This window comes from Pseudoalteromonas sp. H71 (assembly GCF_001468485.1).
Classification (GTDB): Bacteria; Pseudomonadota; Gammaproteobacteria; order Enterobacterales; family Alteromonadaceae; genus Pseudoalteromonas.
Window position 1 is genome coordinate 343,574 of record NZ_LODI01000001.1, and the last position, 12,380, is coordinate 355,953.

At 40.5% G+C, this 12,380-nt stretch carries 13 protein-coding genes, 1 other RNA gene and 2 pseudogenes; 5 read left to right on the top strand and 11 right to left on the bottom strand.

The features are described from left to right. Position 1 precedes the first annotated feature (1 nt). Positions 2 to 955, bottom strand: coding sequence for a YihY/virulence factor BrkB family protein (locus ATS71_RS01560; RefSeq protein WP_058403231.1), 954 nt, complete (start codon positions 953 to 955; stop codon positions 2 to 4). 176 nt (positions 956 to 1,131) lie between these two features. On the opposite strand from ATS71_RS01560, the gene ATS71_RS01565 reads away from it, so the two are divergent. Beyond that, complete coding sequence (locus tag ATS71_RS01565) at positions 1,132 to 2,148, top strand: mechanosensitive ion channel family protein (protein WP_442960118.1); 1,017 nt, start codon at positions 1,132 to 1,134, stop codon at positions 2,146 to 2,148. Between the two features lie 58 nt (positions 2,149 to 2,206). Here the strand turns inward: ATS71_RS01565 and rnpB are convergent. Next, positions 2,207 to 2,570: RNase P RNA component class A (gene rnpB, locus ATS71_RS02135), an RNA gene on the bottom strand. Positions 2,571 to 2,611: 41 nt separating this feature from the next. Continuing rightward, on the bottom strand, positions 2,612 to 3,469 hold the full coding sequence (rsmI, locus tag ATS71_RS01570) for a 16S rRNA (cytidine(1402)-2'-O)-methyltransferase (RefSeq protein WP_058403232.1): 858 nt from the start codon (positions 3,467 to 3,469) through the stop codon (positions 2,612 to 2,614). A 61-nt stretch (positions 3,470 to 3,530) separates the two neighbouring features. On the opposite strand from rsmI, the gene ATS71_RS01575 reads away from it, so the two are divergent. From ATS71_RS01575 to dolP, 4 genes are read left to right on the top strand one after another with little or no spacing between them, the layout of a single operon-like run. Next, positions 3,531 to 5,408 carry a penicillin-binding protein activator gene (locus ATS71_RS01575; RefSeq protein ID WP_058403233.1) on the top strand — a complete coding sequence of 626 codons (1,878 nt, stop codon included), beginning with the start codon at positions 3,531 to 3,533 and terminating at the stop codon, positions 5,406 to 5,408. 24 nt (positions 5,409 to 5,432) lie between these two features. Then, on the top strand, positions 5,433 to 5,804 hold the full coding sequence (locus tag ATS71_RS01580; protein ID WP_058403234.1) for a YraN family protein: 372 nt from the start codon (positions 5,433 to 5,435) through the stop codon (positions 5,802 to 5,804). A gap of 25 nt (positions 5,805 to 5,829) precedes the next feature. Next, positions 5,830 to 6,423 (top strand): SIS domain-containing protein, encoded by a 594-nt coding sequence (locus ATS71_RS01585; protein WP_058403235.1) that lies wholly within the window; start codon positions 5,830 to 5,832, stop codon positions 6,421 to 6,423. Further along, positions 6,416 to 6,985 carry a division/outer membrane stress-associated lipid-binding lipoprotein gene (dolP, locus tag ATS71_RS01590; protein ID WP_058403236.1) on the top strand — a complete coding sequence of 190 codons (570 nt, stop codon included), beginning with the start codon at positions 6,416 to 6,418 and terminating at the stop codon, positions 6,983 to 6,985. The genes ATS71_RS01585 and dolP overlap by 8 nt, the downstream gene beginning before the upstream one ends. Positions 6,986 to 7,046: 61 nt before the next feature. Here dolP and ATS71_RS01595 read toward each other — a convergent pair whose 3' ends face one another. The 8 genes and pseudogenes from ATS71_RS01595 to rplM form a co-directional block, all read right to left on the bottom strand. Then, a complete protein-coding gene (locus ATS71_RS01595) occupies positions 7,047 to 7,481 on the bottom strand; it encodes a ClpXP protease specificity-enhancing factor (protein ID WP_058403237.1) in 435 nt (144 codons plus the stop codon). Next, on the bottom strand, positions 7,481 to 8,107 hold the full coding sequence (sspA, locus tag ATS71_RS01600; RefSeq protein WP_006792120.1) for a stringent starvation protein SspA: 627 nt from the start codon (positions 8,105 to 8,107) through the stop codon (positions 7,481 to 7,483). The genes ATS71_RS01595 and sspA overlap by 1 nt, the downstream gene beginning before the upstream one ends. A gap of 79 nt (positions 8,108 to 8,186) precedes the next feature. Next, positions 8,187 to 8,930, bottom strand: coding sequence for a cytochrome c1 (locus tag ATS71_RS01605; RefSeq protein ID WP_058403238.1), 744 nt, complete (start codon positions 8,928 to 8,930; stop codon positions 8,187 to 8,189). Beyond that, positions 8,927 to 10,192 (bottom strand): cytochrome b, encoded by a 1,266-nt coding sequence (locus ATS71_RS01610; protein WP_006792118.1) that lies wholly within the window; start codon positions 10,190 to 10,192, stop codon positions 8,927 to 8,929. The genes ATS71_RS01605 and ATS71_RS01610 overlap by 4 nt, the downstream gene beginning before the upstream one ends. Next, a pseudogene (locus ATS71_RS18765) lies at positions 10,192 to 10,285 on the bottom strand (ubiquinol-cytochrome c reductase iron-sulfur subunit); the annotation flags it as partial. The gene ATS71_RS01610 and the pseudogene ATS71_RS18765, both read right to left, overlap by 1 nt. Position 10,286: 1 nt before the next feature. Continuing rightward, positions 10,287 to 10,784 (bottom strand): annotated as a pseudogene (gene petA / locus ATS71_RS01615) (ubiquinol-cytochrome c reductase iron-sulfur subunit); the annotation flags it as partial. A 580-nt stretch (positions 10,785 to 11,364) separates the two neighbouring features. Then, on the bottom strand, positions 11,365 to 11,757 hold the full coding sequence (gene rpsI, locus ATS71_RS01620; protein ID WP_086007041.1) for a 30S ribosomal protein S9: 393 nt from the start codon (positions 11,755 to 11,757) through the stop codon (positions 11,365 to 11,367). A gap of 8 nt (positions 11,758 to 11,765) precedes the next feature. Continuing rightward, positions 11,766 to 12,194 (bottom strand): 50S ribosomal protein L13, encoded by a 429-nt coding sequence (rplM, locus tag ATS71_RS01625; protein WP_002957960.1) that lies wholly within the window; start codon positions 12,192 to 12,194, stop codon positions 11,766 to 11,768. Between the last annotated feature and the right edge of the window lie 186 nt (positions 12,195 to 12,380).

The window sequence follows — 12,380 nt, forward strand, 5'->3', positions numbered from 1 at the left end:
ATTAATCGTTTTTGATACCCAGATGATCAGCAACATAAGCGCCGCGTTCACCTAGTTCTTTCTCTGGCCCGATTGTGCTGTCTTTCGCCGTTTGCTGCTCTGTCTCTGCGTTAATAACGGCACCTAAGGTTACAATATACGCACTTATATATAACCACATAAGCATGATCACCACCCCACCCAGCGATCCATAAGTTTCGTTATAACTTGAAAAACGCGATACATAAAATGAAAAGCCAATAGATGCCACAATCCAAAATACGGTTGCAATAACAGAGCCAAGCGTTATCCAACGCCATTTAGCGGCTTTTCTATGCGGTGCATAACGGTATAAAAGCACTAATGCAAAATTAAACGTAAGTGCCAGTATTGGCCACGACACAACCTTGATCAACAAATCAATACTGTCCTTGAGGCCCACTAAATTTAGTACTATGGGCAAAATACCAATAATCAACAGCGCAAAAATAGCGACTAAAATAGCGCCTACCGAAAACATAAAACGAACAAGCTGCGCCCTCAAGAAAGAGCGCTTTTCGTATTCATGATAACTTATATTACAGGCTGTAATTAATGCTTGGCTTCCCTTAGAGCTACTCCAAATAGTGAGTAATAATGTGCCTAACGCCCCTAAGGTTAAACGTGTTTGAGAGCTTTGTGTGAGATCTGAGATTTGCGATAAAATTAGTTCACGTGAACTACTTGGTATTAAGGATGTAAACTGCCTGAGATGCTCACTGATCTCCACAGGTGAAGCAAAATAAGCGTATATAGAAACCAAAGCAGCAATGGCTGGAAAAATAGCAAGTAGCGCATAAAACGCCACTCCTGCAGACACTAAAGATAAATTGTCTTTACTCATGCGCGCAAAAATACGCTTTGCAATATCCCACCAGCCTTTAATTGGAATATGAGCTGGTTGCTCTGCATGTTGACCTCTTTTTGGCTTTTTCATACTTAATCTCACTATAGTTAGTACTTTAATGAAGCAAAATAACTGCCAACTTAAAAAAGGTGTTTGGTATTAAACTTGCTGCTACAGTAAAAGTAACTAAACACGGAAGAAACCCAATGCCTACAATAGCATCAGACCTACAATTGGCTGCCAATACACCGTCATTAAACCCCGTAATGGATGAAAATGTATTTTCATGGCAATTTTTTTATGACCAAACCATGCAATTAGTTCACGCTACAGCGCAAATATTACCCACCTTTTTACTAGGTTTACTCTTGCTCACTATTAGCTATTTTACAGCAGGCCCTCTTTCACGCCTGCTCACAAAGCCGATCTCGTTTGTAACCGATAGTAAACTAGTGTTACTTGTCGCAAGGCGCGGTATTAGCACTTTAATCATTTTATTAGGCCTGTATCTATTTTTACGTTTAGCAGGGCTCACTGAGTTTGCGGTAGCTATAATGAGCGGGACCGGTTTAATAGGTTTAATATTAGGCTTTGCTTTTAGAGACATTGCTGAGAACTTTATCGCAAGCTTACTTTTAAGTGTGCAGCGCCCGTTTAAAATAGACGACGTCATTGAAGTAGATGGACGTTTAGGCGTTATCAAAAAAGTAACAGCCCGCGCAACAACGCTTGTTGACTACGATGGAAACCACATTCAAATTCCTAATGCTACAGTGTATAAAAACACCATAAAAAATTTAACTGCCAACCCAAAAATGCGCGGTAAAGTAGAAATAGGTATAGGTTACGATAACGACATACGCAGCGCGCAAACGCTAGCCCTAAATATAATAAATCAACAAGCCGCGGTATTAAGCGATCCCCCTGCACAAGTACTTATAAAGAATTTAGGCTCATCAACCATAAACTTTATTTTATATTTTTGGGTAAATGGGCAACAGCACAGCCCCCTAAAAGTAAGCTCTCAAATAATGCGTGAATTAGTCAATGAGTTTACCGAACAAAATATTAGTATGCCGGATGATGCCCGAGAACGGATTTTATTAACTAGTTCAAGTACAGATTTTATAAACTCAATACCCAAGCAAGATTCAAATACTGAGGTAAGGTCTGAGACACATGAACAAACCTTAACGCTTAACGATGTAAGCAGCGATACCGACGAAATACGCGAACAGGCAGAGCAGTCAAGGGATCCAGAGCAAGGGAAAAATATTATTTAGATTAATAAAATTTAGACACAAAAAAGCCCGCAGTGTTAACTGCGGGCTTTTTATTGAATGAGTGAGTCAGCCTATAAGCCGGGTTTTGTCCTTTCCGAAGAAAGTGATAATCATTCGTCTAGGCCATAAATCGCTCTATGGCTCAAGCAACCTACCCGGTTCCAACGTGGGCCACGCCATAAGGAACCCTATTTGGTCTTGCTCCGAGTGGAGTTTACCTTGCAACCGACTATTACTAGCGGCCCGGTGCGCTCTTACCACACCCTTTCACCCTTACCAACCTAGGTTGGCGGTCTTCTCTCTGCTGCACTTGTCGTGGGCTCACGCCCCCCAGCCGTTAGCTGGCACTCTGCCCTATGGAGCCCGGACTTTCCTCCCCCTGATCATTTTCGTCACAGGCAGCGATTATCTTGGCTAACTCGGCGCGCAGTATACATGACGCTAAAGCCAAGCGCAGTAATATTTACTCTTTTTCTTCAATAATTGTTTTGTATAGTGCATTTTTCTTCATCCCAAAGTAGTCGGCTACAACACCACACGCTTTTTTCATTGGCATTTCTTTTTCAAGTAGAGCCAACATTTTACGAGCCTCAGGTGGAATATCGTCTACAAGCTTGGGTTTGCCCGGCAGCATGAGTACAATTTCGCCGCGTTGCTTAGTAGGATCGTCAGTTAAAAACTGCTTAAGCTCAGTTACCGTTCCATTAAAAAAAGTTTCAAAGGTTTTGGTGAGCTCTTTAGCAAACACCACCTGCTGTTCACTGCCAAGCGCAGTTTCTAAATCGTCAAGGCTTGCCATAATACGGTGTGTACTTTCATACATAATGCTGGTAATACCTGAGTTTACCGCTTCGATGAAAAAGTCTTGGCGCGCTTTACTTTTAGCGGGCGTAAAGCCAATAAACTGAAAGCGGTCAGTAGGTAAACCTGAACAACACACTGCGGTTATAGCAGCGCATGCACCAGGCACAGGGGTTACGCTTGCGCCTTGTTCACGGCATAAGTTTACAACCGCATATCCTGGGTCACTAATGAGCGGCGTACCAGCATCTGACACTAAGGCTATATTTAACCCCTGATTTAGTTGATCAATAATTTGCTGCGCTTTTTGTTTTTCGTTGTGATCATGTAATGCAAATGTTTTTGCTTTAATACCAAAATGGCTGAGCAGCTTGCCGGTGTGGCGAGTATCTTCAGCAGCGATTAAGTCAACTTGCGATAATGTCGCGATTGCACGCTGACTTAAGTCGTCATAATTGCCAATTGGGGTGGCAACAATGTAAAGAGTGCCAATTTTATGTGAATTCTCCTCATTTAACATTGAGGTCTCCTGCGTCAGTCAGTAATATAAGCAAATCGCGTTAACGTATTGGGAAATCATTGTGCGACTTAAACTAGTTGGTCTATTAATTATATTGTCAGGGTTATCGGCGTGTAGCACAACCGAAAAACCAATTAAAAAAAGCGATAACTTCAGCAGCAGTGCTAATGCGCTAAAAAATCAAGCAACCAGTGCGCAATCTATCTATCAATTAGCCGTAAATCGTCAAGGTGCTGACAAAATACAATTATTGTATAGCGCACGTGATGCCGCTATTTCTGAAAAAAACTGGCCATTATTAGAGCAAATCGGTAGCGACCTTGAGCTAACAGCAAGTGTCGATCAAACTCAAAATCGTCTTTATATTGCATACGCGCAGAAACAACAAAATAAAAATGACCAGGCTTTAATTATTTTACAATCGTTAGATGGGCAACTAACACAGCCTGAGCACTTTGCATGGCATCAGTTTTTAACAGCTAGCATTTATGCCTCACAAAATTTTCCAAAAAAAGCAGCTCCCTACTTTTTTAGAGCATCTGAGACATCTGCAAAAAGTAAAATTGACATCCCGCAACTCGAGCAACAGTTATGGGATAACCTAAAACAGTTATCTTCCTATGCATTGGAGCGTTTTAACCGCGGCTCTGTTATTCAACAAGGCTGGGTAAACCTTGCTCTATACCACCAAGTATATGCAGGTAGCGGTGTAGAACTTGACCAAGCAATTAATAACTGGCGACGTCGTTACGTAGGGCACCCTGCTGCCACTGTTTTACCTAAACAAGACGGAGGTTTTGTTGAGTTAGCATCTTTAAATATTGATCGTCTAGTGCTTTTATTTCCTCAGTCTGGCCCAAACGAAAGACTAGGAAATGCATTAAAAGCTGGTGCTCTGGCGGCCTTAGACAAACAAAACATTAATGAAGCTATTTTTATTGATGAGAATTTAAGTACTGCAGAAATTGCTGCAAAGCTTGATCAAATAAATCCTGATTTTGTAGTTGGCCCACTACTTAAAGCAAATATAGATAAGCTAACAGCTGCTGAAACACTGATTAACATTCCAACACTACATTTGAATACATTCGACGGAAACACTATTTCGCTTCAACATTATTATTTTGCGTTAAATCCTGAGCATGAGGTAGAACAAGCATTAGAGCATTTTCTGGCTATGGGATACCAAAAACCTATGTTACTTGCCCCAGAAAACAATAATGGCCAGCGTTTAGTTGATTTTTTTAATCAGCAATGGCAACGCTATAGCGAGACTAAACCTCAAATTGGTTTTTATGAAAACAACCAAGACATGCCTAAAACCATTACTAACTTATTAGAAGTGGACAAATCTAAAGAGCGTATAAAAACAATCAAAGCATTATTTAAGCAAGAAGTTGAGAGTGAAACACGCTCACGCAGTGATATTGATGTCATTTATATTTTAGGTGATGCTACAGAGACCCGTTTAATTAAGCCTTATCTTGACGTTAACATTAGTACGTTTGCACAACGGATCCCGCTTTATGCCAGTTCTAAAAGTCATAGCAAACAGATAGATTCGACCGATAAAGGCGATCTAGATGGACTCTACTTTACAGAGTTACCTTGGATGCTTAACTCGCAAATAAAACAACATAATTTACGTGAGCAGTACAACACCCTTTGGCCTGAGCAAGCCGACATAAGCCAACGCTTATTCGCTATGGCATACGATGCAGTACTAGTTATTAATGATATTAGGCAATTGAGCTTAATGCCTGGTAATCAATTTAGTGGTTTGAGCGGTAAGTTATCAGTTAATAGTAATGGCCACATACAACGAGTGCTTGATTGGGCGCAATATACTAATCGCCAAATTAAGCCCGTTCAGCTTAAAACACAGCGCCCTGTGCCCTTGTTTATGCAGTCAGCCAGTGGTGTGCAAACTTTAAATTAGACTTTATTAAGTTAAGGGGGCGACATGTCGTGGTTTAAAGAGCTGTGGCAAAATAGTCGTGAAAAAGGTCAGTACTACGAGCTACAAGCGCAAAAATACCTAGTGTCGCAAGGGTTAAAGCCTATAGAGCGTAATTATTACTGCCCCTTTGGTGAGCTCGATATTATTATGAAAGAGGGAAACACCCTTGTATTTGTAGAAGTGAAGTTTCGCAAAAATAACGCTCGAGGCGGTGCTAATTATGCGCTCAGTGCACAAAAGCAAGCACGGCTTAAACGCAGTATTTATCATTACTTAGCGGCTAAAAACTTAACAAATCAGGCATTAAGAATTGACTATGTAGCCATAACTGGAGAATCATCTCCTACATATAATTGGCTTAAAAACGTATTTTAAAATACTAAAAATAAATTGGTAGGCTATGCAAGACACAATAAAAGAAATTTTTACAGAAAGTATTCAAGTTCAAATAGCTGCTGGAGAAGTCCTACCCAGTGCACTTGAATCGGCCGCATTTACAATTGCACAAAGCCTAATTAATGGTAATAAGTTAATTTGTTGCGGAACAGCTAACTGTCATATGCTTGCGCAACACATGGCGGGGATATTGATTAATCACTATGAAACAGAGCGTCCTTGCTTACCTGCTATTGCTTTATCACAAGAAAATATAAATCTTGGGCAAAACAATCACAGTGATGATCACGACACATTTGCTCGCCAAATCCGTGCTTTTGCTCAGCAAGGTGACTTACTATTGGTATTAGCAATTAATGGCAATGAAAAACAAGTCATTTCAGCCGTTGAAGCTGCACTCACACGCGATATGAAGGTCATTGTTATGGTGGGTGACGACGGGGGTGAATTAGTGGGTTTACTTGGCCCTAATGATGTTGAAATAAGAACACCGTCTAAACGCCCTAGCCGAATTATAGAGTCGCATTTAACTAACTTACACTGTTTAAGTGAACTCATAGATTTAACGCTTTTCCCTCAGGATGAAAATTATGTTTAAACGCTCTCTCATCGTATTAGGCACCGTTGTTTTATTACAAGGCTGCGCCGCAGCTGTTGTAGCCGGTACAGCCAGTGCAGTAACCGCTGCAAATGACCGTCGCACCATTGGCTCACAAATTGATGATAACAATATAGAAATTAAAGCCAGCATTGCTATTAGTGAAGTTGAACGCCTAGAAAAATCAGCTCGAGTTAACACTATAAGTGTTAATGGTATTGTTTTACTTGTTGGTCAAGTTGCTAACCAAGAAATGAAAAACGAAGCGCAAATAACCGTAGAGTCAATTGCTGGCATTCGTAAAATTCATAACCAACTTCGTATTGGTTCAAATATTGGTATAACCACTCAAACACACGACTCATGGCTTACCTCCAAGGTAAAAGCGCAGTTACTAGCAACTAAAGATATTAGCAGCAATAACATTAAAGTGGTTACAGAAAACGCTGAGGTGTATTTAATGGGCTTGGTGTCTCAAGATGAAGCTAATCGCGCAGTTAATATTGCACGTAATGTGTCGGGCGTTGAGCGCGTTGTAAAGGTATTTGAATATATTAATTAAAAGTCACTAAATTACAGCAATAAAAAAACCGCTTTTAAGCGGTTTTTTTGTAATCTACATATTATTTTATAACACGTAAATGCGAGCCTTTTTTCTTTTCAGGTTTTTCTGGTGGTGTTTCATCTATATACTCTGATGAATCAACACTTTCTAGACCTTCATCAAACTCGTCTTCGTCCTCTACAAACTCGTCTGCAGTAAAGACTGTACCTTCGCCGTTTTCGCGAGCGTAAATTGCAAGCACAGCACCTAAAGGTACATAAACTTGCATTGGCTGACCGCCAAAACGCGCGTTAAAACTAAGTTGAGTTAAGTCTAACGAAAACTGTGTAACTGCAGATGGGCTAATGTTCAGCACAATTTGTCCATCTTGCACAAACTGTGTAGGCACTTGCACATTTGCAAAACCAGCGTCCACCACAATATGCGGCGTACAATCGTTATCGACTATCCAATCAAAAAAAGCACGTAATAAATAAGGACGATTAGGCGTCATTATAAACGGATCTCACGCTCAGCTTCAGTTAACGAAGCTTGGAATGATTCACGTTCAAATAAACGGATCATGTACTCTTTCATCTCTTTAGAACCAGCACCATTAAGCTCAATACCAAACTCAGGTAAACGCCATAGTAGTGGGGCTAAGTAACAATCTACTAAGCTAAACTCTTCACTCATAAAGTAAGGCGCTTCGCTAAAAATAGGAGCTACCGCAAGTAATGCCTCAGTTAACTCTTTACGAGCTTGTGCTGCATCTGATGTGTTATTGCTGATTTTAGCAGCAAGGCTGTACCAATCAGTGTCAATACGGTGCATCATTAAACGGCTACGGCCACGCATTACCGGATATACAGGCATTAGTGGAGGGTGAGGAAAACGTTCATCAAGGTATTCCATGATGATATTTGCCTGATATAAACCAAGCTCACGGTCAATCAGTGTTGGCACTGTACCGTAAGGGTTAATTTCGTGAAGTGCTTCTGGCAGATTGTCCTTTTCAGCCAAATGAATATCTACACTTACACCTTTTTCTGCAAGTACTATGCGTACTTGGTGGCTATACATACAGTTAGCCCCAGAGAAAAGGGTCATTACAGGGCGCTTATTGGCAGCTACGGCCATGCCTACCTCCATTAAATAACTAAAACAGCAATAGGGGCTTAAGCCCCTATTGCAAAATTACCTTTAAATATGTTCAAAATTAATGAACATCTCTCCAGTATTCTTTCTTAAGCATAAATGCCAAGATAAATAGGATAATTAAAAATCCGATTACCTTAATACCTAGCGCTTCCGATTCAAGTCGAGTCGGCTCACCGACGTACTCTAGGAAGTTCGTTAAATCACGAACTGCTTGGTCATACTCATCTACGCTCATTTCACCTGAACCATCTGTTTCAGTACCTGTGATATGTACAGTTTTTACACCGTCAACAGTTACTTCTTCAGTAATAGGAGTAGGAACACCCTGAAGTTCTTGTAGAACATGTGGCATACCTACTGATGGGAATAACGTATTATTTACACCAAACGGGCGAGACTCATCTTTATAAAATGATTTCAAGTACGTGTAAATCCAATCACTTCCGCGTACACGTGCAACATTGGTTAAATCCGGCGGAGCCGCACCAAACCATTTCGCTGCATCATCTTTAGCCATTGAATTCTTGATATGGCTACCAACTTTTGAACCATCAAAAATAAGTTGCTCTTGGCCAACTTCCGTTGGAATACCAATATCACGGAAAGTACGTTCATAACGTTGGTACTGCATTTGGTGACAACCAAGACAGTAGTTCATGAACAACTTAGCACCGCGCTGCAAAGATGGCTGATCAGATATATCGTTACCCGCTTCCATTAAAGGAACCGACGGACCTGCCGCCATTGCAGGTAACATATTTACTGATAAAGCGAATAAACCAATAATTAGTTTTTTCATCATTTCGTTAACCTCTCAGGCAATGGCTTAGTTTTTTCATTCTTACTGTAAACAAATAACAGCACGAAGAACATAAAGTAAGTCACAGTACAAACTTGCGAAACAATCGTTTTAAAGTCAGTTTGCGGTGTAGCACCAACCCAACCTAAAAGAACAAAAGTAACAACAAAGCCTGCAATGTTCCATTTGTGGAAACCACAACGGTAACGAACAGAGCGAACTGAACCACGGTCAATCCAAGGTAATAACGCAAGTACTACAATTGACGCCCCCATTGCTGCAACACCCATTAGTTTATCTGGGATTGCACGCAAGATTGCGTAAAATGGCGTAAAGTACCAAACAGGGAATATATGTTCCGGTGTTTTAAGTGGGTTTGCCGCTTCAAAGTTTGGCGCTTCTAAGAAGAAACCACCCATAGCAGGCATAAAGAACACAACCCAACAAAACAGGATTAAGAAACCAACCACGCCCACAATATCTTTTACTGTGTAATAAGGGTGGAACGGAATCGCATCAATAATGTCTTTTTTATCAGTGTAATATTCATGGAACTTAAATTTAGGCTTATCTTCTTCAGGAACCGTGCCTTTTTTACGTTTGTTATCAATACCGTCTGGGTTATTAGAACCCACTTCATGTAGTGCAACAATGTGTAAGAACACTAGAATTACAATAACTAATGGTAGTGCAATAACGTGTAATGCAAAGAAGCGGTTAAGCGTTGCACCTGAAATTACGTAGTCACCACGTATCCAAAGTGTAAGGTCATCACCAATAACAGGGATTGCACCAAACAATGAAATAATTACCTGCGCACCCCAAAATGACATTTGACCCCATGGTAGTAAATACCCCATGAATGCCTCAGCCATAAGTGCTAAGAAAATAAACATACCAAACAACCACAGTAGCTCACGTGGCTTTTGATAAGAACCGTAGATCATGCCACGGAACATATGCAGATAAACAACAATGAAAAACGCAGACGCACCGGTTGAATGCAGATAGCGCAGTAACCAACCATAATCTACATCACGCATGATATATTCTATTGATGCAAATGCACCTTCAGCAGACGGTACGTAGTTCATTGTTAGCCAAATACCGGTCAGTATTTGGTTCACTAGTACTAACATTGCCAATGAGCCAAAGAAGTACCAAAAATTAAAGTTTTTAGGTGCTGGATACTGTGCAATATGCATGTTCCAAACACGTGTCATTGGGATTCTGTCGTCAATCCAACCAATAATCTTACCAAACATTAGGCCACCCCTTGTTCTTCGCCCACTAAAATAGTGGTTTCATCAAGAAAAGTATATGGTGGAATTTCTAAGTTTAATGGTGCTGGAACCGATNTTGAAAAACACGGCCAGCCATATCAAATTTAGAACCGTGACATGGACAATAAAAACCATCATCAGTCCCTTCCACTTTTTCACCAAAGCCACCTTGTAAAAAGCTAGGTGAACATCCTAAATGCGTACAAATACCTACAGCGACAAAAATCTCTGGACGTAATGAACGGTAATCATTTGTTGATGATTCCAATTGTTGTGGCTCTTGCGATTGCGGATCACGAAGTTGACCTTCATGTTCTTTCATTTGCTCAAGCATTTTTGGGGTTCGTGATACAACCCATACAGGTTTACCACGCCACTCGACACGTATTAATTGTCCAGGTTCAAGTTTGCTGATATCTACTTCTACAGGCGCACCCGCAGATTTAGCTCGCTCACTTGGATTCCAAGACGCAATAAAAGGAACAGCAGCCCCAGCCGCACCAACACCACCAACAACAGAGGTAGCTATGGTTAAAAAGCGACGTCGGCCATTGTCTACAGGCGCATTGCTCATCCACTTATCTCCACTTACGATTCTCAACACTTGCTATATTGAGAACATCAGTTACAGCAGGTTAATTATTCGAAATTTTTAAAATAGAAATGATCATAATTAAAACCCTTGTTTAAAACAAGGTTATTAGCAACTCGGGTCTTGAAAAATATTAATTTCACCAATGGTTTGATTAAGCTAGTTCGAGCACGAGCTGGAAAAGTAATAATATCACTTCTGTAAAAACGATGTAGTGACCAAGATCAACTCCACTAAGCGGAAGTTTTAAGACTACACATAGTGTTATAAAACTTGATCGTTTTACTTCCACGCCAATTGTAGCAAAAAATTCCATCAATTAACTGATGGATTTAAACTAATTACGATAATTATTTAACTTTTTTGCAGCGATCTGACTATTTACTTCCTTTCGTACAATTAATACGCCTTTATTGCACAGTGTGATCATCATAAACGGTAATTTGCAATGTACAGCTTAGACTAATAATTTATCAAAATGGAAAGGAATCTGAAGAAATTTTACGCCAATAACAAAAAACCCAGCATAAGCTGGGTTTTTGAATTCTTGATAACGTATAGATTAACGTTTTGAGAACTGTGGACGCTTACGCGCTTTCTTAAGACCCACTTTCTTACGTTCAACTTTACGTGCATCACGAGTAACGAAACCTGCTTTACGAAGTTGTGGACGTAGTGACTCGTCAAACTCCATAAGTGCACGAGTGATACCGTGACGGATAGCACCAGCTTGACCAGTTGTACCACCACCAGAAACAGTGATGAAAAGGTCAAATTTTTCAGTCATATCAACAAGCTCAAGAGCTTGATGAACAACCATGCGTGCTGTTTCGCGACCAAAGTACTCTTCTAAAGAGCGCTTGTTGATTACGATGTTACCAGTGCCTGGGCGTAAGAATACGCGAGCACTTGAACTTTTACGACGACCTGTACCGTAGTATTGATTTGCCATGATAGTGCTCCTTAAATGTCTAGAACCTGAGGCTGTTGTGCAGCATGGTTATGCTCAGTACCTGCGTAAACTTTAAGTTTACGGTACATTGCGCGGCCTAAAGGACCACGTGGCAACATGCCTTTAACTGCTTTCTCGATGATCATTTCAGGCTTTGCAGCTTGAAGTTTATCAAAAGTAGTAGACTTAAGGCCACCTGGAAAACCAGAGTGAGCGTAGTACACTTTATCTTTGAATTTGTTACCAGTTACAGTAACTTTCTCAGCGTTGATAACGATGATGTAATCACCAGTATCTACGTGTGGAGTGTATTCAGCTTTATGCTTACCGCGTAGGCGATGAGCGATTTCAGTAGCGATGCGACCTAAAGTTTTACCTTCAGCGTCAACTACGTACCAGTCACGTTTTACTGTTTCTGGTTTAGCAACAAACGTTTTCATTTATAAAAATCCAATGTTTTTCAATTAAAACCACAAGTAGTTAATATTAACTACTGCTCTAAGTTTGCTATAACCCCTTCGAGTTTTAGACTTTTGCGCCGCTCATTAGTGGCTAAACTATATGAAGGCATAGAACGCAACGTGGCAGACGCGGGAGTATACCAGCACTTAAATCACATTGCTACC